General features: G+C 59.4%; 21 protein-coding genes. 18 read left to right on the top strand and 3 right to left on the bottom strand.

Going from position 1 to position 20684, the window contains the following annotated elements; translation table 11 throughout:
* Nucleotides 1-26 precede the first annotated feature (26 nt).
* From iscU to KGB14_RS23580, 17 genes are all read left to right on the top strand, one after another.
* Nucleotides 27-413, top strand: a complete 387-nt coding sequence (gene iscU, locus KGB14_RS23500; RefSeq protein WP_003443374.1) for a Fe-S cluster assembly scaffold IscU — start codon at nt 27-29, stop codon at nt 411-413.
* Between the two features lie 34 nt (nt 414-447).
* Nucleotides 448-771 carry an iron-sulfur cluster assembly protein IscA gene (gene iscA, locus KGB14_RS23505; RefSeq protein WP_007903589.1) on the top strand — a complete coding sequence of 108 codons (324 nt, stop codon included), beginning with the start codon at nt 448-450 and terminating at the stop codon, nt 769-771.
* Between the two features lie 8 nt (nt 772-779).
* On the top strand, nt 780-1301 hold the full coding sequence (gene hscB / locus KGB14_RS23510; RefSeq protein ID WP_223489160.1) for a co-chaperone HscB: 522 nt from the start codon (nt 780-782) through the stop codon (nt 1299-1301).
* Nucleotides 1302-1352: 51 nt separating this feature from the next.
* Nucleotides 1353-3218, top strand: a complete 1866-nt coding sequence (gene hscA / locus KGB14_RS23515; protein ID WP_223489029.1) for a Fe-S protein assembly chaperone HscA — start codon at nt 1353-1355, stop codon at nt 3216-3218.
* The gene (gene fdx, locus KGB14_RS23520) at nt 3218-3559 is read left to right on the top strand and encodes an ISC system 2Fe-2S type ferredoxin (protein WP_123719422.1); all 342 of its coding nucleotides are present in this window, start codon (nt 3218-3220) and stop codon (nt 3557-3559) included. Before hscA ends, fdx begins: the two co-directional genes overlap by 1 nt.
* A gap of 14 nt (nt 3560-3573) precedes the next feature.
* A complete protein-coding gene (gene iscX, locus KGB14_RS23525) occupies nt 3574-3774 on the top strand; it encodes a Fe-S cluster assembly protein IscX (RefSeq protein ID WP_223489030.1) in 201 nt (66 codons plus the stop codon).
* 88 nt (nt 3775-3862) lie between these two features.
* Nucleotides 3863-4288, top strand: a complete 426-nt coding sequence (ndk, locus tag KGB14_RS23530) for a nucleoside-diphosphate kinase (protein ID WP_007903599.1) — start codon at nt 3863-3865, stop codon at nt 4286-4288.
* Nucleotides 4289-4316: 28 nt separating this feature from the next.
* Entirely contained in the window at nt 4317-5465 is a 1149-nt protein-coding gene (rlmN, locus tag KGB14_RS23535; protein ID WP_223489031.1) for a 23S rRNA (adenine(2503)-C(2))-methyltransferase RlmN, read from the top strand.
* 12 nt (nt 5466-5477) lie between these two features.
* Nucleotides 5478-6236 (top strand): type IV pilus biogenesis/stability protein PilW, encoded by a 759-nt coding sequence (gene pilW, locus KGB14_RS23540; RefSeq protein ID WP_223489032.1) that lies wholly within the window; start codon nt 5478-5480, stop codon nt 6234-6236.
* Nucleotides 6236-7258, top strand: coding sequence for a helix-turn-helix domain-containing protein (locus KGB14_RS23545; RefSeq protein ID WP_223489033.1), 1023 nt, complete (start codon nt 6236-6238; stop codon nt 7256-7258). The genes pilW and KGB14_RS23545 overlap by 1 nt, the downstream gene beginning before the upstream one ends.
* Nucleotides 7259-7261: 3 nt before the next feature.
* A complete protein-coding gene (gene ispG, locus KGB14_RS23550) occupies nt 7262-8371 on the top strand; it encodes a flavodoxin-dependent (E)-4-hydroxy-3-methylbut-2-enyl-diphosphate synthase (protein WP_223489034.1) in 1110 nt (369 codons plus the stop codon).
* Between the two features lie 37 nt (nt 8372-8408).
* Nucleotides 8409-9698 carry a histidine--tRNA ligase gene (hisS, locus tag KGB14_RS23555; RefSeq protein WP_223489035.1) on the top strand — a complete coding sequence of 430 codons (1290 nt, stop codon included), beginning with the start codon at nt 8409-8411 and terminating at the stop codon, nt 9696-9698.
* A 40-nt stretch (nt 9699-9738) separates the two neighbouring features.
* Entirely contained in the window at nt 9739-10380 is a 642-nt protein-coding gene (locus tag KGB14_RS23560; RefSeq protein ID WP_223489036.1) for a tetratricopeptide repeat protein, read from the top strand.
* Complete coding sequence (gene bamB, locus KGB14_RS23565; RefSeq protein ID WP_223489037.1) at nt 10373-11524, top strand: outer membrane protein assembly factor BamB; 1152 nt, start codon at nt 10373-10375, stop codon at nt 11522-11524. The genes KGB14_RS23560 and bamB overlap by 8 nt, the downstream gene beginning before the upstream one ends.
* A 240-nt stretch (nt 11525-11764) precedes the next feature.
* Nucleotides 11765-13234 carry a ribosome biogenesis GTPase Der gene (gene der / locus KGB14_RS23570; RefSeq protein ID WP_150798797.1) on the top strand — a complete coding sequence of 490 codons (1470 nt, stop codon included), beginning with the start codon at nt 11765-11767 and terminating at the stop codon, nt 13232-13234.
* A 225-nt stretch (nt 13235-13459) separates the two neighbouring features.
* Nucleotides 13460-14608: a pyridoxal phosphate-dependent aminotransferase gene (locus tag KGB14_RS23575; RefSeq protein ID WP_223489038.1), complete on the top strand. Its 1149-nt coding sequence runs from the start codon at nt 13460-13462 to the stop codon at nt 14606-14608.
* Nucleotides 14596-15387 (top strand): amidohydrolase, encoded by a 792-nt coding sequence (locus tag KGB14_RS23580; RefSeq protein ID WP_223489039.1) that lies wholly within the window; start codon nt 14596-14598, stop codon nt 15385-15387. Before KGB14_RS23575 ends, KGB14_RS23580 begins: the two co-directional genes overlap by 13 nt.
* 165 nt (nt 15388-15552) lie before the next feature.
* On the opposite strand, the gene leuA is transcribed toward KGB14_RS23580, so the two are convergent.
* Nucleotides 15553-17232, bottom strand: a complete 1680-nt coding sequence (leuA, locus tag KGB14_RS23585) for a 2-isopropylmalate synthase (protein WP_223489040.1) — start codon at nt 17230-17232, stop codon at nt 15553-15555.
* A 397-nt stretch (nt 17233-17629) separates the two neighbouring features.
* On the opposite strand from leuA, the gene KGB14_RS23590 reads away from it, so the two are divergent.
* Nucleotides 17630-17986 (top strand): hypothetical protein, encoded by a 357-nt coding sequence (locus KGB14_RS23590; protein ID WP_223489041.1) that lies wholly within the window; start codon nt 17630-17632, stop codon nt 17984-17986.
* Nucleotides 17987-18122: 136 nt separating this feature from the next.
* On the opposite strand, the gene KGB14_RS23595 is transcribed toward KGB14_RS23590, so the two are convergent.
* A complete protein-coding gene (locus tag KGB14_RS23595) occupies nt 18123-18944 on the bottom strand; it encodes a M23 family metallopeptidase (RefSeq protein ID WP_223489042.1) in 822 nt (273 codons plus the stop codon).
* A 3-nt stretch (nt 18945-18947) separates the two neighbouring features.
* Complete coding sequence (xseA, locus tag KGB14_RS23600) at nt 18948-20327, bottom strand: exodeoxyribonuclease VII large subunit (protein ID WP_223489162.1); 1380 nt, start codon at nt 20325-20327, stop codon at nt 18948-18950.
* Nucleotides 20328-20684 lie beyond the last annotated feature (357 nt).

Genomic DNA, 20684 nt, shown 5'->3' on the forward strand with positions numbered 1-20684 from the left:
CTCCTGATGAGTGAGGATTAAGAATCATGGCTTACAGCGAAAAGGTCATCGACCACTACGAGAACCCGCGCAACGTCGGCAAGATGGACGCGGAAGATCCTGATGTCGGCACCGGCATGGTCGGCGCTCCAGCGTGCGGCGACGTGATGCGCCTGCAGATCAAGGTCAACGAGCAAGGCATCATCGAAGACGCCAAGTTCAAGACTTACGGTTGCGGTTCGGCAATCGCCTCCAGCTCCCTGGCGACCGAGTGGATGAAAGGCAAGACTCTGGATGAAGCAGAGACCATCAAGAACACTCAGCTGGCCGAAGAACTGGCCCTGCCGCCAGTAAAAATTCACTGCTCCGTACTTGCTGAAGACGCTATCAAAGCGGCTGTTCGCGACTACAAGCAGAAGAAAGGCTTGATCTGACTTTCAAGATTTGGCGACGAGTAAGGAGTCACCGATGGCTATCAGCATGACAGAAGCGGCTGCTCAACACGTGCGACGCTCCCTCAACGGGCGCGGCAAAGGTGAAGGGATACGTCTGGGTGTTCGCACCACAGGCTGTTCCGGCCTTGCCTACGTGCTGGAGTTTGTCGATGAGGTGGTGGCAGAGGATCAGGTGTTCGAAAGTCACGGCGAGAAAGTGATCATCGACCCGAAAAGCCTGGCCTACCTGGACGGCACCGAACTCGATTTCGTCAAGGAAGGGTTGAACGAAGGCTTCAAGTTCAACAATCCCAACGTACGCGGTGAATGTGGCTGCGGCGAAAGCTTCAACATCTGAGGCTGCTTGTGGGTACTCCTTGTCATTTCGCTTTATTTGAACTGAAGCCGAGCTTCCGTCTGGATCTCGATCAGTTGGCCACGCGCTACCGTGAGTTGGCGCGCGGCGTTCATCCGGACCGCTTTGCAGACGCTTCCGAGCGCGAGCAGCGGCTGGCGCTCGAGCAATCCGCGAGCCTCAACGAGGCCTACCAGACGCTCAAAAGTCCCCCCAAGCGCGCGCGTTACTTGCTCGCCATGGGTGGTCGCGAGCTGCCGCTGGAGGTCACGGTGCATGATCCGGCGTTCCTTCTGCAGCAGATGGAGCTGCGTGAAGAGCTCGAAGACCTGCAAGACAGCGCCGACATGGCCGGTATTGCAGCGTTCAAGCGCCGCCTGAAAACCGCGCAGGATGAACTGAACGAAAGCTTCGCAGCCTGTTGGGATGATGCAGCGCAACGTGAGCAGGCCGAACGCCTGATGCGGCGCATGCAGTTCCTCGACAAGCTCACCTACGAAGTGCGCCAGTTAGAAGAGCGCCTCGACGATTAACCCAGTGCCGCTCCGGTCGCACGCCTGATATACAGATAAGTCCTGATCACGATGGCCCTACTGCAGATCGCCGAACCCGGCCAAAGTCCTCAACCGCACCAGCGTCGTCTGGCTGTGGGGATCGACTTGGGCACTACCAATTCGCTGGTCGCTGCGTTGCGCAGTGGTCTTTCCGAGCCTCTGGCCGACGCGCAAGGGCGGGTCATCCTGCCGTCTGCCGTGCGCTATCACGCTGATAGCGTCGAAGTCGGCGAGTCGGCCAAACTGGCTGCCGCTACCGATCCTTTGAACACTGTGCTGTCGGTCAAGCGCTTGATGGGCCGGGGTCTGGCTGACGTCAAGCAGCTGGGCGAGCAACTGCCGTACCGCTTTGTCGGCGGTGAGTCGCACATGCCGTTCATCGACACTGTGCAAGGCCCGAAAAGCCCGGTCGAAGTCTCCGCCGATATCCTCAAGGTGTTGCGTCAGCGTGCTGAAGCGACCTTGGGTGGTGAATTGGTCGGCGCGGTGATCACCGTTCCGGCCTATTTCGATGATGCTCAGCGTCAAGCCACCAAAGATGCGGCCAAGCTGGCCGGCCTCAATGTGCTGCGTTTGCTCAATGAGCCGACCGCTGCTGCGGTGGCGTACGGCCTGGATCAGCAGGCGGAAGGCCTGGTCGCCATTTACGACCTGGGCGGCGGCACCTTTGATATTTCGATTCTGCGCCTGACGGGCGGTGTGTTCGAAGTGCTGGCTACCGGTGGCGACAGCGCCCTGGGTGGCGATGACTTTGACCATGCCATTGCTGGCTGGATCATCGAGAGCGCCGGTCTGTCGGCCGACCTCGATCCGGGTGCGCAACGCAATCTGCTGCAAACCGCGTGCGCGGCCAAAGAAGCCCTGACCCAGTCCTCGTCCGTCGAAGTGGCTTATGGTGACTGGAAGGCCGAGTTGACCCGTGAAGCCTTCAATGCGCTGATCGAGCCGATGGTTGCTCGCAGCCTGAAAGCCTGCCGCCGCGCGGTGCGTGATTCCGGCATCGAGCTGGACGACGTGCACGCTGTGGTCATGGTCGGCGGCTCGACTCGCGTGCCCCGCGTTCGCGAAGCTGTTGCGCAAGCCTTTGGTCGCGAACCGCTGACCGAAATCGATCCGGATCAAGTGGTGGCCATTGGTGCCGCGATCCAGGCCGATACCCTGGCCGGCAACAAGCGTGACGGCGGTGAACTGCTGTTGCTCGACGTGATTCCGTTGTCCCTGGGGCTGGAAACCATGGGCGGCCTGATGGAAAAGGTGATTCCGCGCAACACCACCATCCCCGTCGCCCGGGCTCAGGACTTCACCACGTATAAAGATGGCCAGTCGGCCATGGCGATCCACGTATTGCAGGGCGAGCGCGAGCTGATCAGCGACTGCCGCTCTCTGGCACGCTTCGAATTGCGCGGTATTCCAGCGATGGTGGCTGGCGCGGCGAAGATTCGCGTGACCTTCCAGGTTGATGCTGACGGTCTGCTGAGTGTCTCGGCCCGCGAGTTGGGTTCGGGCGTCGAAGCCAGCATCCAGGTCAAGCCGTCCTACGGCCTGACCGACGGCGAAATCGCCAAAATGCTCAAGGATTCGTTCCAGCACGCCAACGACGACAAGGTCGCCCGGGTATTACGTGAGCAGCAGGTCGATGCCCAGCGCCTGATCGAGGCGGTGCAGGGCGCTCTGGATATCGACGGTGAACGCCTGCTCGACGCCGAAGAGCGCATGGTCATCGAATTGCAGATGCAGGAACTGACCGAATTGATGAAAGGCACCGATGGTTACGCCATCGAGCAGCAGACCAAGCGTCTGTCGCAAGTGACCGATGCCTTTGCTGCCCGCCGCCTGGACTCGACGGTGAAAGCCGCTCTGGCGGGGCGCAACCTGAATGAAATCGAGGATAACTGATGCCGCAGGTCATTTTTCTGCCACACGAGAAGTTCTGCCCGGAAGGCATGGTTGTAGAGGCTGAGCCCGGTATTTCCATTCTCGAACTGGCCCATGAACACCATATCGAGATGGAAAGCGCCTGTGGCGGCGTCTGCGCGTGCACTACTTGCCATTGCATCATCCGCGAAGGTTTCGATTCGCTGGAAGAGGCGGATGAGCTGGAAGAGGACTTTCTTGATCGGGCCTGGGGTCTGGAAGCGCATTCGCGTCTAGGCTGTCAGGCGATCGTCGGGACTGAAGACCTGACCGTCGAAATTCCGAAATACTCGCTCAATCACGCAGCTGAAGCTCCGCACTGATTCAAGGAATTGTCATGAAACTCAAGTGGACTGATGTGCTGGAGATCGCAATCCAGCTGGCTGAAACCAAGCCTGATGTTGACCCTATGTCGGTCAACTTCGTCGATCTGCGTAAATGGGTGATGGAATTGCCCGAATTCGACGACAAGCCTGAGCATTGTGGCGAAAAGATTCTGGAGGCCATTCAGGCCCACTGGATCGAAGAACGCGACTGAGCCACGCTGCAGGTTAGGCAATACCCAAGAACCCGCGTATAATTCGCGGGTTTAATTTTTCGCAAATTACCGTTTCTGGAGTTACACCATGGCTGTTCAACGTACTTTCTCCATCATCAAGCCTGACGCTGTTGCAAAAAACGTTATCGGCGAGATCACCACTCGTTTCGAAAAAGCGGGCCTGCGCGTTGTAGCTTCGAAACTGAAGCAACTGTCCAAAGCTGAAGCTGAAGGCTTCTACGCTGAGCACAGCGCTCGTGGTTTCTTCAACGACCTGGTTGCTTTCATGATCTCCGGTCCGGTTGTCGTTCAGGTTCTGGAAGGCGAAAACGCTATCGCTCTGAACCGTGAGCTGATGGGCGCTACCAACCCTAAAGAAGCTGCTGCCGGCACCATCCGCGCTGACTTCGCTGATTCCATCGACGCCAACGCTGTACACGGTTCGGACTCCGAAGCCGCTGCTGCTCGCGAAATCTCGTACTTCTTCGCAGCTACTGAAGTAACCACTCGCTAAGCATTGGCTTAAGAGTGAAGGTGAATCCATGACTACATCGACTGTAAAAACCAACCTGCTGGGTCTGACTCAGCAGGAAATGGAAAAATTCTTCGACTCGATCGGGGAGAAGCGTTTCCGTGCCGGTCAGGTAATGAAATGGATTCACCATCTTGGCGTCGATGATTTCGACGCCATGACGAACGTCAGCAAGGCCTTGCGCGACAAGCTCAAGGCCATTGCCGAAGTCCGCGGCCCCGAAGTGGTCAGCGAGGACATCTCCACCGATGGCACCCGTAAGTGGGTGGTGCGCGTGGCGTCCGGCAGCTGCGTCGAGACCGTGTACATTCCCCAGGGCAAACGCGGCACTCTGTGCGTTTCGTCCCAGGCAGGCTGTGCCCTGGATTGCAGTTTCTGCTCCACCGGCAAGCAAGGTTTCAACAGCAACCTCACCGCCGCCGAAGTCATCGGCCAGGTGTGGATTGCCAATAAATCGTTCGGCAGCATCCCGGCGACCGCCGACCGTGCCATCACCAACGTGGTGATGATGGGCATGGGTGAGCCGCTGCTGAACTTCGACAACGTCGTGGCCGCCATGCATCTGATGATGGATGACCTGGGCTACGGGATCTCCAAGCGCCGCGTGACCCTGTCCACTTCGGGCGTGGTGCCGATGATCGATGAGCTGTCCAAGCACATCGACGTCTCCCTGGCGTTGTCGCTGCACGCACCGAATGACGCATTGCGTAACCAATTGGTGCCGATCAACAAGAAATATCCGCTTAAGATGCTGCTCGAGTCGTGCCAGCGCTACATGTCGTCCCTGGGCGAAAAGCGTGTGCTGACCATCGAGTACACCTTGCTCAAGGACATCAATGACAAGGTTGAACATGCCGTTGAGATGATCGAGTTGCTCAAGAACATCCCGTGCAAGATCAACCTGATCCCGTTCAACCCGTTCCCGCATTCCGGTTACGAGCGTCCGAGCAACAACGCGATTCGCCGTTTCCAGGATCAGCTTCACCATGCAGGCTTCAACGTCACCGTACGCACCACCCGCGGTGAAGACATCGATGCCGCGTGTGGCCAATTGGTAGGGCAGGTGCTGGATCGCACCCGTCGCAGCGAACGTTATATCGCCGTGCGTGAATTGAGCGCCGAGAACGATATGCCGCAAAGCGCTGCGAACAATAATTAAGAGAGGATCTCTATGTCCCTGCGCTTCGCGCTGCTTGTGCTGTTGGCCAGTCTTTGTGCTGGTTGTGTCCTGTCGGGCGATTTCAACCCGATGAAGACCAGCAAGGGCCGCGACGAAGCGCGCGCCGCCTATGTGCAGCTGGGCTTGGGGTACTTGCAGCAGGGCATGACCGAGCGTGCCAAAGTCCCGTTGAAAAAGGCTTTGGAGCTGGATGACTCGGATCCTGACGCCAACGCGGCCCTGGGGTTGGTATTCCAGGCCGAAATGGAGCCGGAACTGGCTGACCAGCATTTTCGCAAGGCGCTGTCTTCTCGTCCCACCGATGCGCGAATCCTGAATAACTACGGCAGTTTTCTTTTCGAAGAAAAACGTTACAAAGAAGCGTACGAGCGCTTTGAGCAGGCCGCCGCCGATACCCTGTATCCCGAACGTTCGCGGGTATTCGAGAACCTGGGCATGACCGCTTCGAAGCTTGGTCAGCGTGACCTGGCCCGTCAGCAACTGGAAAAAGCCCTGCGTTTGAACCGCCAACAACCACGTGCATTGCTGGAAATGGCTGAGTTGTCTTACGAAGACAGGCATTATGTGCCCGCGCGTGACTATTACGACCGTTTTAGCCTGCTCACCGAGCAAAATGCACGTAGTCTATTGCTCGGCGTTCGGCTGGCGAAAGTGTTCGAAGATCGCGACAAGGCCGCCAGTTTTGGCCTGCAACTAAAACGACTCTATCCCGGCACGCCGGAATATCAGCAATACCTGTCGGAGCAATGATGAAAGCGGCGCATCCCGAAGTTGTAGCAGCGAATCGCGTTAATCCCGGTGAGACCTTGCGCCAGGCCCGCGAAAGCAATGGCTGGTCGCTGGCCGAAGTGGCCCTCAAGCTCAACCTCACCGTCAATTCCCTGAGCAATCTGGAAGCCGGCGCTTTCGACAAGCTGCCTGGGCATACCTTTGCCCGTGGTTATATTCGCGCGTACGCCAAATTGCTCGGCATGGACCAGACCGTTCTGGTCCAGCAGTTCGATCAATCCACCGGCACCGACTCCCAGGGCAGCAATGTCCACAGCCTGGGGCGTATCGAAGAGCCGGTCCGGGTTTCCCACACCATTTTGCGAATTGTCAGCCTGCTGTTGCTGATCGCGGTGATTGGCGGTGGTTTTGTCTGGTGGCAGGATCAAACTTCCTTGCGTACCAAGGACCTGGTCAGCCTGGCCCCGGAACACGTTGAAGTCGAAGGTGCTGACGGCACCACCCAGATCCATCCGCTGGACGAGCCGGAAGACCAGGCCGTCGCGCAGGGGCAGGCTGAAGGTGAAACGGCCCTTGCGTTGCCTCAGGCCGAGACATCGGCCGAGGAGCCCGCCAGCGCCGAAGCGAGCGCACCGGTTCCTGCTCCGGCAGCAACGCCTGCGACTCCGGTCCACAGCACCGCTCCGGTTGTCGCAACACCGGCAACGCCAGCTCCGGCTGTTCCTGCCGTACCGGCTCCGGTGATCACAGCTCCGGTCGCCCCGAGCACTCCCGCGCCGACGGCGGCGGCTCCGGTGGCCGGCCAAGGTCAGGTTCAACTGCAATTCACCGCCGATTGCTGGACGCAAGTGACCGATGGCGCCGGCAAGGTGCTGTTGAGCGGTCTCAAGCGTAAAGGCGAAAATGTTACCGTCAGCGGCAAGCCGCCTTTTTCCGTGCGTCTGGGCTTCGCCCGTGGCGCGCAGGTCAGCTATAACGGGCAGGTGGTTGATGTCGCTCCGTTCACCAGTGGCGAGACTGCTCGCCTGAAGTTGGGTCAATAAGTCATGCACGGCGAATCTCCAATCAAACGTCGCGAATCCCGCAAGATCTGGGTCGGTAACGTGCCTGTGGGCGGCGATGCGCCTATCGCTGTGCAGAGCATGACCAACAGCGACACCAATGACGTGGCCGCCACCGTGGCCCAGATCAACCGTCTGGAAGCGGCTGGCGTCGATATCGTGCGGATTTCCGTACCGGACATGGACGCCGCCGAAGCCTTCGGCAAGATCAAGCAACTGGTCAAAGTGCCGTTGGTGGCCGACATCCACTTCGATTACAAGATCGCGTTGCGCGTCGCCGAACTGGGCGTCGATTGCCTGCGGATCAACCCGGGCAACATCGGTCGCGAAGACCGCGTGCGTGCGGTGGTCGATGCCGCCCGTGACCGCGGGATCCCGATCCGCATCGGCGTGAACGCCGGTTCCCTGGAAAAAGACCTGCAAAAGAAATACGGCGAACCGACCCCGGCGGCGCTGGTCGAGTCTGCCTTGCGTCACGTCGAACACCTCGAACGCCTGAATTTCCAGGACTTCAAAGTCAGCGTAAAAGCCTCCGATGTATTCATGGCCGTTGAAGCCTACCGTTTGCTGGCCAAGGAAATCGTCCAGCCGCTGCACTTGGGGATTACCGAAGCCGGTGGTTTGCGTTCAGGCACGGTGAAATCCGCCGTGGGCCTCGGTATGCTGCTCGCCGAAGGGATTGGCGATACTATTCGCATCTCGTTGGCGGCCGACCCGGTCGAGGAAGTGAAAGTCGGCTACGACATTCTCAAATCCCTGCACCTGCGTTCCCGTGGCATCAACTTCATCGCCTGCCCGAGCTGCTCGCGGCAGAACTTCGATGTGGTCAAAACCATGAACGAGCTGGAAGGGCGTCTCGAAGACCTGCTGGTGCCGCTGGATGTCGCGGTGATCGGTTGCGTGGTCAACGGGCCGGGCGAAGCCAAGGAAGCCCATATCGGCTTGACCGGCGGCACGCCAAACCTGATTTACATCGACGGCAAGCCGTCGCAGAAACTGACGAATGACAATCTGGTGGATGAGCTGGAAAAGCTGATCCGCCAGAAAGCGGCCGAAAAGGTCGAAGCTGACGCAGCGGTAATCGCTCGCGGCTGACCCTGACTGAAGAGCCGAACGAATTTAAGGATTTAAAGTGAGCAAGTCTCTGCAAGCCATTCGTGGCATGAACGACATCCTGCCCGAACAGACTCCCCTGTGGCGTCATTTCGAGGGTACCGTTTCGCGTCTGCTGGATAACTACGGTTACAAGCAGATTCGCATGCCAATCGTCGAGTTCACCGAGCTGTTCAAGCGCTCCATCGGTGAAGTGACCGACATCGTCGAAAAAGAGATGTACACCTTCGATGACCGCAACGGCGATTCCCTGACCCTGCGCCCGGAAGGTACGGCGGCGTGCGTGCGCGCGGTGCTCGAGCATGGCATCACCGGCGGCGGCCAGGTGCAGAAACTCTGGTACATCGGCCCGATGTTCCGTCACGAGCGTCCGCAGAAAGGCCGTTATCGCCAGTTCCACCAGATCGGTTGCGAAGTCTTCAACCTCGACGGTCCGGACATCGACGCCGAGCTGATCGTGCTGACCTGGCGCCTGTGGGGCGAGCTGGGTATCCGCGATGCGGTCAAGCTCGAACTCAACAGCCTGGGCACCAGCGAGTCCCGTGGTCGTTATCGTGAAGCCCTGGTCGAATACCTGTCCGCTCGCCTGGATCAACTGGACGAAGACAGCCAGCGCCGTCTGAAGACCAACCCGCTGCGGGTTCTGGATACCAAGAATCCCGACACTCAAGCGGCATTGGTCGACGCGCCAAAAATGGCCGATTACCTTGATGAAGAATCCCGCGTGCATTTCGAGGGCCTCAAGGCTCGTCTGGACGCCGCCGGCATTCCTTATGCGATCAACCCGAAGCTGGTTCGCGGGCTGGATTACTACAGCAAGACCGTTTTCGAATGGGTCACCGACAAGTTGGGCGCCCAGGGCACCGTGTGTGCCGGTGGCCGTTACGACGGTCTGGTGGAGCAGATGGGCGGCAAGCCGACCCCGGGCGTTGGCTTCGCCATGGGCATCGAGCGTCTGGTGCTGCTGCTTGAAACCCTGGAACAGATTCCCGAAGAAATCTCCCGTCAGGTCGATGTCTACCTCTGCGCCTTCGGTGAAGCCGCCGAGCTGGCTGGCCTGGCTCTGAGCGAGCGTGTTCGTGATCAATTGCCCAACCTGCGCCTGCAAGTCAATGCCGGCGCCGGCAGCTTCAAAAGCCAGTTCAAGAAAGCCGACAAGAGCGGCGCGCTGTACGCGCTGATCCTCGGTGACGACGAAATGGCCCAGCAAGTGGTAGGTTTCAAACCCCTGCGTGGCCAGGGCGAACAACAAAGCATTGCCTGGGATGCGCTTGCTGCACACCTGGCCACCTGCGTCGTGCAGGGTTGAAGCTGTCAAACAGCCGATTTAGCGATTAAGGAGTATTGGGGTGTCGAGTACCGAAGACGAACATCTGGCGGAGTTGAAGGACTGGTGGAGACGCAATGGCAAGCCCCTGGTCACTGGCGGCCTGTTGGCGCTGGTCATCGTGTTCGGCTGGCAGGCCTATCACAAGTATCAGAGCAATCAGTCGCAAGGCGCCTCGATGCTCTATCAGCAATTGCTCGAAACCACGCTGACACCTGACGGCAAGCCAGACGCCGCCCGTGTTGCGGACCTGGCCGGCAAGCTCAACAGCGAGTTCGGCGGGAGCGCTTACGCACAATACGGCAGCCTGTTCGTGGCGAAAGTCGCGGTCGACAGCGGCAAGCTGGATGACGCAGCCGGCGAGCTGAAAGCCATCGTCGCCAAACCGGCCAACCCGGCGCTGGGCGAAATCGCCCGTCAGCGCCTGGCGCAGGTGCTGGCCGCGCAGAACAAGGCCGATGAAGCCCTGAAACTGCTCGAAGGCGATGCCGACAAAGCCTTCCTGGCCACTCGCGAAGAACTCAAAGGCGACCTGCTGGTGCAGTTGGGTCGTACCGACGAAGCGAACACGGCGTATCAAAAAGCCAAGGCGGCACTGTCGGATGAAGCGGCGGTCGGTGGCCTACAAATCAAGCTGGACGATCTGGCCAAAGGGGATGCGTGACGTGATCCGTTGGAAACATGCAGCATTGCTGGCTCTGGCCATACTGGCCGCGGGTTGCAGCAGCAACAGCAAAAAAGAATTGCCACCGGCCGAGTTGACCGACTTCAAAGAAGAAGTGGTTCTGCAAAAGCAGTGGAGTCGTTCGATCGGTGACGGTCAGGGCGAAACCTACAACATGCTGGTTCCGGCGATCGATGGCGATACCATTTATGCCGCCGACGTCACCGGTGTGGTGATGGCGATGGATCGCAGCAATGGCGACGTCAAATGGAAGAAGAAGCTCGAACTGCCTGTCTCCGGCGCCGTTGGCGTGGGTTACGGTCTGGTCATGATCGGCACGCTCAAGGGCGAAATCGTTGCCCTGGACGCCAGCAGCGGTGAAGAGAAATGGCGCGCTCGCGTGACCAGTGAAGTGCTCGCGCCGCCGGCCACCAACGGTGACGTTGTTGTGGTTCAGACCCAGGATGACCGTCTGATCGGTCTGGATGCCGCTACCGGCAACCAGCGCTGGTTGTATGACAGCACGCCAGCGGTTCTGACCCTGCGCGGCACCAGCGCACCGATCGTCACCAACCGCCTCGCGGTGGCTGGCCTGTCGACCGGTAAAGTGGTCGCTCTGGATATTTCCAACGGCGTGCCGGTGTGGGAACAGCGCGTAGCGATTCCACAAGGTCGTTCGGAGCTGGAGCGTGTGGTCGATATCGACGGTGGCTTGCTGCTGTCCGGCGGTACGCTGTATGTCGCCAGCTACCAGGGTCGCGTTGCGGCACTGGACCTGGAAAGCGGTCGTCAGCTCTGGCAGCGTGATGCTTCCAGCTATGCCGGCGTTGCCCAGGGTTTTGGCAGCGTCTATGTGAGTCTGTCTTCGGGCACCGTTGAAGGCGTCGACGAACGTTCCACCACTGCATTGTGGAGCAACGATTCGCTGGCCCGCCGTCAACTGTCGGCTCCGGAAGTGTTCTCCAGCTACGTTGCAGTCGGTGATATGGAAGGTTACCTGCATCTGCTGAGTCAGGTGGACGGTCGTTTCGTCGGCCGCGAGCGCATCGACAGCGACGGCCTGCGTGCCCGTCCGCTGGTGGTGGGTGACACGATTTATCTGTATGGCAACAGCGGCAAACTGGAAGCCCTGACCATTAAGTAAAGGTTTGACTATGCTTGGGGTTTAACCCCCAAGCGGCTTCACCTGTATGTATGAATGTAGGAGCGAGCCTGCTCGCGATGGACGTCAACGATAACGTTTGCGGCCTGAATAAACGCGGTGCCTTTGCGTTTATCGCGAGCAGGCTCGCTCCCACAAACGCGCACACAGTGATGCCCCGAGCACCAGCCGCTGCCTCGCAGCGGCTTTTGTATTTTCTGAAATAACGAAGTGGAGAGCCGCATGGTTCCCGTAATCGCCCTGGTGGGCCGACCGAACGTCGGCAAGTCCACCTTGTTCAACCGCCTGACCAGGACTCGCGACGCCATCGTCGGCGACTTGTCCGGTCTGACCCGTGATCGCCAATACGGTGAGGCCAAGTGGCAAGGGCGTTCCTACATTCTGGTCGACACCGGCGGTATCTCCGGTGACGAGCACGGTATGGACGAAAAAATGGCCGAGCAGTCGCTGCTGGCCATTGAAGAAGCGGATGTCGTTCTGTTCCTGGTAGATGCCAAGGCCGGTTTCACCGCCGCCGACCAGATGATCGCCGAGCACTTGCGCAAGCGTAACAAGCGTTCTTACGTGGTTGCCAACAAGGTCGACAACATTGACCCTGAAATGGCCCGCGCCGAATTCGCCCCGTTGGGCATGGGCCACGCGATCCCGATCGCCGGTGCTCATGGTCGTGGCATCACCCAGATGCTGGAAATCGCCCTGAGCGACTTCCCGAAAGACGAAGAAGAGCCGGAAGACGGCGAAGAAGAGATCGTTGCCGAAGGTGAGGAAGCCAAGCGCATTCCTGGCCCGAGCGAAAAAGACGGGATCAAGATCGCCATCATCGGCCGTCCGAACGTCGGCAAGTCGACCCTGGTCAACCGCATGCTCGGTGAAGACCGGGTCATCGTTTATGACCAGCCAGGCACCACCCGCGACAGCATCTACATCCCGTTCGAGCGTAACGACGAGAAGTACACGCTGATCGACACCGCCGGTGTGCGCAAGCGCGGCAAGATCCACGAAGAAGTCGAAAAGTTCTCCGTGGTCAAAACCCTGCAGGCGATCAAAGACGCCAACGTGGTGATCTTCGTGATGGACGCCCGCGAAGGCGTCGTGGACCACGACCTCAACCTGTTGGGCTTTGCCATTGAGTCGGGTCGCGCGCTGGTCATCGCGATCAACAAATGGGATGGCATGACGCCAAGCGAGCGTGACTTCGTGAAGGTCGAGCTGCAACGTCGACTGTTCTTCGTTGACTACGCCGATATCCACTTCATCTCGGCCCTGCACGGCACGGGCGTGGGTAACCTCTACGCGTCGGTACAGAACTCGTTCAAGTCCGCGGTCACCCGCTGGCCGACCAACCGCCTGACCCAGATTCTGGAAGATGCGGTCGGCGAGCACGCGCCGCCGATGGTCAACAACCGCCGGATCAAGCTGCGTTATGCCCACTTGGGTGGCGCGAACCCGCCGATCATCGTGATTCACGGTAACCAGATCGAGAAGGTGCCGAAGTCTTACGTCCGTTACCTGGAAAACACCTACCGTCGTGTCTTGAAGCTGGTTGGTACGCCGATCCGTATCGAGTTCAAGGGTGGCGAGAACCCGTACGAAGGCAACAAGAACTCGCTTACCGACCGCCAGGTCAACAAGAAACGCCGCATGATGTCGCACCACAAAAAGGCCGACAAGAAGCGCCGCGACAAGCGCTGATTCAGACGCTCTGCGTCGTGCTCTTGTAGGAGCTGCCGCAGGCTGCGATCTTTTGATTTTGCTTTAAAGACAAGATCAAAAGATCGCAGCCTGCGGCAGCTCCTACAGGACCGGATTTTAAAGAGGGTGCTCGCCAGAGCGCCCTTTTTTTATGGGCGCCGTTTGGGCTATTCTCGAGCTCTCCCGTGCCGCCGTAGAGCCGGGTGTAGAGCCAGGGAATCACCGATGATCACCAGTAAGCTGCCGAATGTCGGCATCACTATCTTCACGCAGATGTCTCAACTCGCGGCGCAAACCGGGGCGATCAATCTGTCCCAGGGATTTCCCGATTTCGACGGCCCGCAAGCTCTGCGCGATGCGGTCGGTCGGCATATCGCCAGTGGCCACAACCAGTATTCGCCAATGACCGGCTTGCCGGTGTTGCGTCAGCAGATTGCGGCAAAGATCGCCCGCAGCTATGGCGCCCATGTCGATGCCGATAGCGAAGTGACGGTCACCCCCGGCGCGACTCAGGCGATCTTCTGCGCCATTCAGGCGGTGATCCACAGCGGTGACGAAGTCATTGTGTTTGATCCGGCCTACGACAGTTACGAACCTTCGGTGGAGCTGGCCGGTGGTCGTTGCGTTCATGTACAGCTGGGCGTGAAAGATTTCGCCATCGACTTCCAGAAGCTCACCGAAGCGCTGAGCCCGCGCACTCGGATGATCATCCTTAATAGCCCGCACAACCCAAGCGGCGCACTGATCAGCCGTGCCGAACTGGATCAGTTGGCGGCGTTGATCCGCGATCGCGACATCTATGTGATCAGCGACGAAGTCTATGAACACCTGGTGTTCGACGGCGTGCCTCACGTCAGCGTATTGGCCCACGAAGAACTCTATCAACGGGCATTTGTGGTCAGTTCGTTCGGCAAGACCTATCACGTCACCGGTTGGAAAACCGGCTACGTGGTCGCACCGCCAGCCCTCACGGCGGAGCTGCGCAAGGTTCACCAGTACGTCAGTTTCTGCGGCGTGACGCCGTTGCAATACGCGTTGGCCGATTACATGGCCGAGCACCCGGAACATATCGAAGAGTTGCCGGACTTCTATCAGGCCAAGCGCGATCTGTTCTGCGATTTGCTCACGCCGTCGCGCTTCAGTTTCACCCGCGTGGCCGGTACTTACTTCCAACTTGTCGATTATTCGCAGATTCGCCCGGACCTCAATGACGTCGAGATGGCGCTGTGGATGACCCGCGAACATGGCGTCGCGAGCATCCCGATCTCGGTGTTCTACCAGACGCCACCCGAAGGCCAGCGCCTGGTGCGTCTGTGCTTTGCCAAACGCGAGGAGACCCTGCGAGAAGCAGCGGCAAAACTATGCGTGATCTGAGTGCTCTGCCCAATCTGAATGTCGCGCTGATCCAGACCACCCTGGCCTGGCATGATCGTCAGGCCAATTTGCAGCATTTCGAGCCGCTGCTGGAACAGGCTCGTGGCGCGGACCTGATCATCCTGCCGGAGATGTTCACCACCGGTTTCTCCATGGAATCGGAAACCCTGGCCGAGCCGGAAAATGGCCCCACCAGTAAATGGTTGCGGGTTCAGGCGGCGAAATTGGACGCGGTGATTACCGGCAGCCTCATCGTCCAGGTGGCTGACGGCAGCCATCGCAACCGTCTGTTGTGGGTGCGACCGGACGGGGAGGTGTTGCACTACGACAAGCGTCATCTGTTCCGCATGGCGGGCGAGCACAACCATTTCACCCCGGGCGAGTGTCGGGTGCAGTTCGAATTGAAGGGCTGGCGAGTGCGCCCGCTGATTTGCTACGACCTGCGATTCCCGGTCTGGAGTCGCGACCCTCAAGACACCGATTTGTTGTTGTACACGGCCAACTGGCCGGGGGCACGGCGTCAGCACTGGAACCGTTTGCTGCCCGCCCGGGGGATCGAAAACCTCTGCTATGTGGCGGCGGTAAATCGCATCGGTACTGATGGCAAAGGTTTTGCGTATACCGGTGACAGTCAGGTCCTGGATTTCCAGGGGGAGACGCTACTCAGTGCGGGCGAAGCGGATGGCGTGTTTCAGGTCGTTCTGAGTGCTGCGGATCTGGCGGCTTATCGCACGCGATTCCCGGCGAATCTGGATGCGGATACCTTCGAGTTCACCTGAATCCGGGTGGTCCCGAAAAGATCGCAGCCTTCGGCAGCTCCTACAGGGATCGCATTCCAAGGTAGGAGCTGCCGAAGGCTGCGATCTTTTGATCTTTCAGCAGCACAAACAAAAAGGCCCCGAGGTTTACACCCCGGGGCCTTTTGCGTTGCAGCGCAGGGCTCTTTACGCCGCTTTCGCTTCCGGCTGGCTCAGGGAGCGGTTCAGCGCGCTGAACAGCGCCTTGAAGCTGGCAGTGGTGATGTTCTCATCGATGCCGACGCCGTGCACCGCACGCTCACCGTTCACGCGCAGTTCAATGTAGGCCGCAGCCTTGGCATTGGTGCCTGCGCCGATGGCGTGTTCGTTGTAGTCCATGATTTCCACCGGAATCGGCAGACCGGCCACCAGTGCTTCCAGAGCGCCGTTGCCCTTGCCACGCCAGTGCAGGTTGGTTTCGCCCTGACCTTTGCTGGAGACTTCCACTTCGACGGCGCTGTGACCGTTTTCTTCCTGCAAGCGATGGCTGACCAGCGCGTACGGGGTGTTGGCCTGCAAGTACTCGCTGTGCAGCAGCGCATGGATCTGCTGAGCCGTCATCTCCAGGCCCAGGCGATCGGTTTCACGCTGCACGACCTGGCTGAACTCGATCTGCATGCGGCGCGGCAAGCTGATGCCGTATTCCTGTTCCAGCAGGTAAGCGATACCGCCCTTGCCCGACTGGCTGTTGACGCGAATCACCGCCTCATAGCTGCGGCCGATGTCGGCCGGGTCGATCGGCAGGTATGGCACTTCCCACAGGGCGTCCGGTTGCTGCTGGGCGAAGCCCTTGCGGATTGCATCCTGGTGCGAACCGGAGAACGCGGTGTGAACCAGGTCGCCGACGTATGGGTGACGTGGGTGCACCGGAATCTGGTTGCACTCTTCGACGACTTTGCGCACGCCGTCGATGTCGGAGAAGTCCAGCTCGGGGTCAACGCCCTGGGTGTAGAGGTTCAATGCCACGGTCACCAGATCGACGTTACCGGTCCGCTCGCCGTTGCCGAACAGGCAGCCTTCGACACGGTCGGCACCGGCCATCAGGCCCAGCTCGGTGGCGGCCACGCCAGTGCCACGGTCGTTGTGGGTGTGCAGGCTGATGATCACGCTGTCACGACGGTTGATGTGACGGCCGAACCATTCGATCTGGTCGGCATAGATGTTCGGGGTGGCGCATTCGACGGTGGCGGGCAGGTTGAGGATCATCTTGTGCTCAGGCGTCGGGTTCCACACTTCGATCACCGCGTCGCAGACTTCCTTGGCGAATTCCAGCTCGGTGGCGCTGAAGGTTTCTGGCGAGTACTCGAAGGTCCACTCGGTGTTTGGCTGTTGGGCGGCATATTTGACGAACAGCTTGGCCGCGTTCACGGCGATGGCCTTGACCCCTTCCTTGTCCTGGTTGAAGACAATGCGGCGGAAAGACGGGGAGGTCGCGTTGTACAGGTGAACGATGGCTTTCTTGGCACCGCGCAGGGATTCGAAGGTGCGCTCGATCAAATCTTCACGGCCCTGGGTCAGCACCTGAATGGTGGTGTCGTCCGGGATGTGGTTGCCTTCGATCAGGGTACGCACGAAGTCGAAGTCGGTTTGCGAAGCGGCCGGGAACGAGGCTTCGATTTCTTTCACGCCGACCTGCACCAGGGTTTTCCAGAAACGCAGCTTCTTGACCGCGTCCATGGGCTCGATCAGCGACTGGTTGCCGTCACGAAGGTCCGAGCTGCACCAGATCGGCGCTGCGGTGATGGTCTTCGATGGCCAGGTGCGGTCCGGGATATCGATGGTCGGGAACGCGCGGTATTTCGAAGACGGGTCTTTGAGCATGCTCATCGGGAAATCCTTATTGTGTGGGCCGAAAAAAGGCGGCCTGGCCGGTGGATCAAATGTTCTGGGGGAAAAGCGTAAGACGAGGCACTGCGATTCAGCCTGGCAGTCGTGCGCTGACGAGGCACAGGCTGCGGTGCTGGCGGAGCTGAATGAGGGTGTGAGAGGTTTTCATGCCTTCAACCCTAACCGCGGGGGAAAAGGATGGCAAGCAGTCGAAAAAAATTGAGAGGAATACTCGAAAAGACGATTTTATTGAGATTTTATTGCGGTGAGAGTCGGAGATTGTATTGATGTTTGCGCGAGGTTTGAGTGATGCGCAATCGAAGGTTGGCGAATGCAGTTCGGTCGGTGCAGCTATTCTTAAAGCCTCAACCAGACGACCGGGAAGCAGGAGTTGGCAATGAACGAATCGGATTGGAAGCTTTATAGCGCACTGCGCCCGGTCGCCCATGAGCGGATGTGTATCCGGATCATGGAGGAGGTCGAGCGTACGGTGCTGGATAAAAGCCTGGCGCCTTATGAGCGTATTGAAACCAGTGAAGAACTGCTGAAGGCCGGGCAAAAAGAGCTGTATTGGGCGTTTGGCGTTTTCGGTCATTCACGCAATGAAGCGCCTGCTCATTTGCTGGGGCTGTGTACTCATGAGCTGATCACACCTGAAGAATTGGCTGGTTTCTCGGAGGAAACCCAGGCCTGGATCAAAGAGTGTCTGGCGCACAAGGAGGTCCATGGGATCGAGGACCTTGAGGCGGAATAAGCGGCGCCAATGAGGCCGCCTTCGCGAGCAAGCCCGCTCCCACATTTGATCGGCGTGAACACATATTCTGTGCACGCCGAAAATCTAATGTGGGAGCGGGCTTGCCCGCGAAGAGGCCGGTAGCCTCAACAACTATTTACGGCTGAAACGCCCCAATAAATATCGCCGGATCCACCCGAGCATCGTTCAGGCTGACGTTCCAGTGCATATGCGGCCCGGTCGCGCGCCCCGTGGAGCCGACTTTGCCGACCACATCGCCACGGGCCAATTGCTGGCCGACCTTCACGTCGATTTTCGACATGTGGCAGAACATGCTGATGAAGCCCTGGCCGTGATCGACGAACACCGTATTGCCGTTGAAGAAGTAGTTACCGATCAGGATCACCTTGCCGGCGGCCGGGGTCTTGATCGGCGTGCCGGCAGGCACCGCGAAGTCGAGGCCCGCGTGGGGATTGCGTTCTTCACCATTGAAAAAGCGACGTACGCCGAACTTGCTCGACAGCGGGCCGTCGACCGGTTTGTCCAGCAGCAGGTTGCTCGGGGTGTTCGGGCTGAAGCTGCGGTAAGCCTGGATCTGCTCCGCCAGCTCACCCTCGATGCGCTTGAGATTCTGCGGGTTCGGATTGACCTGCTGAGTATTCTTCAGGGTGATGTGCTGTTCCGGGTACTGCTTGCTGCCAACAGTGAAGCTCAGGTTGCGACCACCGCTGCTCAGCGACTGATTGCCCGGTTTGACGGTCAGCGGCACCCCGACAATGGCCAGCCAGTTGTTCTGTTCCTTGACCACCAGCACCGGTTTGCCTTGATAGCTGGCTTTGGGGGCCTGGGCGGAGCTGCCCAGATTCACCACTGCCACGCCCCCCGGCACCGGTTTGTTCAACAGGCGGGTGATGTAACTGTCGGCGTGGGCGTTGAAGGTCAGGCACAGCAACAGCAGCGGAGCTAAAAAACGCGGCATGAATCAATCCAGTAAAGAAAGGGTGACAGGTGTCAGGTGATTGTCTTCGACCCGCACTTGCAGCTCGCCTTCGCCCAGTCTGGCTTTCAGGCGCTGGCCGGTATGGGTTTGCGCGGCGCTGCGAATCGCATTGCCACGCTCGTCCAGCAGAATGCTGTAGCCACGCCCGAGGGTCGCCAATGGGCTGACCACGTGCAGCGTCTGCATCTGACTTTGCAGCTGCAGACGGCGGGATTTTAGCCCTTCGCGCATGGCCCGGGGCAGGCGTTCGGCGAGGCTGTCGAGGCGCTGGCGAAGCATCGCCAATTGCCTCCCGGGATGTTGCCCGGCGAGGCGGGTTTCCAGGCGGATCAAACGTTCGCGACGGGTATTGAGGCTACGTTCGAACGCGCGACGCAGACGCATGTCCAGATCATCCAGGCGTTGTGCCTGCTGGCGCAGACGTTCGCCAGGATGACGCAGGCGCCGGGCCATGCCTTCCAGACGTAGTCGGTCACGCATCAAGCGATCGCGGATGCGCATCACCAGGCGCCGATGCAGGCTTTCGACCCGACGCACCAGATCACTGGAATCCGGCGCGAGCAGTTCGGCGGCAGCGGAAGGGGTCGGGGCGCGGACGTCGGCGACGAAGTCACTGATCGACACGTCGGTTTCATGGCCGACAGCGCTGACAATCGGCGTCACGCAGGCATCCACGGCGCGGGCCACGGCTTCTTCGTTGAAACACCAGAGGTCTTCCAGCGAACCACCACCACGGGCCAGGATCAACGCGTCGAAACCGCGGGCGTCCGCCAGTTTCAGTGCGCGGACAATCTGCGCGGTGGCTTCGCGGCCTTGCACGGCGGTAGGGATCAGCGTCAGTTGGATCTGCGGAGCACGGCGGCGGAACACGCTGATGATGTCGCGGATCACCGCGCCGGTGGGCGAGCTGATAATGCCGATGCGTTGCGGATGCGCCGGCAGCGGCACTTTGCGCTCGGCGCTGAACAGGCCTTCGGCGCTGAGCTTTTCCTTCAACGCATCGAAGGCCAGACGCAGGGCGCCGTCACCGGCCGGTTCCACGGTGTCGAGAATCAGTTGGTAATCGCCACGGCCTTCAAACAGTGAAACCTTGCCGCGAACCTTGACGGCCAAACCGTCCTTCAGCGCTTGGCGAACCCGCGCGGCATTCTGCCGGAACAGCGCGCAACGCACCTGGGCGCCGCTGTCCTTGAGGGTGAAATACACATGGCCGGACGCCGGGCGGGCAAGATTGGAGATTTCGCCTTCGACCCAGATGTTGCTGAACACGTCTTCGAGCAACACCCGCGCGCGGCCGTTGAGCTGGCTGACAGTCAGGACTTCACGGTCCAGGCCGAGTCTTGCAAAGGGATCTTTAATCATGGGGCGCATGATAAAGGCAATCTCCAGATGAATGCACGATCCCTTGTAGGAGCTGCCGAAGGCTGCGATCTTTTGATCTTGATTTTCGGCGAGGCTGGAGTGGCTGAAGATCAAAAGATCGCAGCCTGCGGCAGCTCCTACATTGACCGAGTACACCGGCGATTGAACGGATGCACACAAACCCGTAGGAGCTGGCGCAGCCTGCGATCTTTTGATGTTGATTTCCGGCGAGGCTGGAGTGGCTGAAGATCAAAAGATCGCAGCCTGCGGCAGCTCCTACATTGACCGAGTACATCGGCGATTGAGCGGATGCACACAAACCCCGTAGGAGCTGGCGCAGCCTGCGATCTTTTGATG

This window comes from Pseudomonas sp. A-RE-19 (assembly GCF_019956555.1).
Lineage (GTDB): Bacteria > Pseudomonadota > Gammaproteobacteria > Pseudomonadales > Pseudomonadaceae > Aquipseudomonas.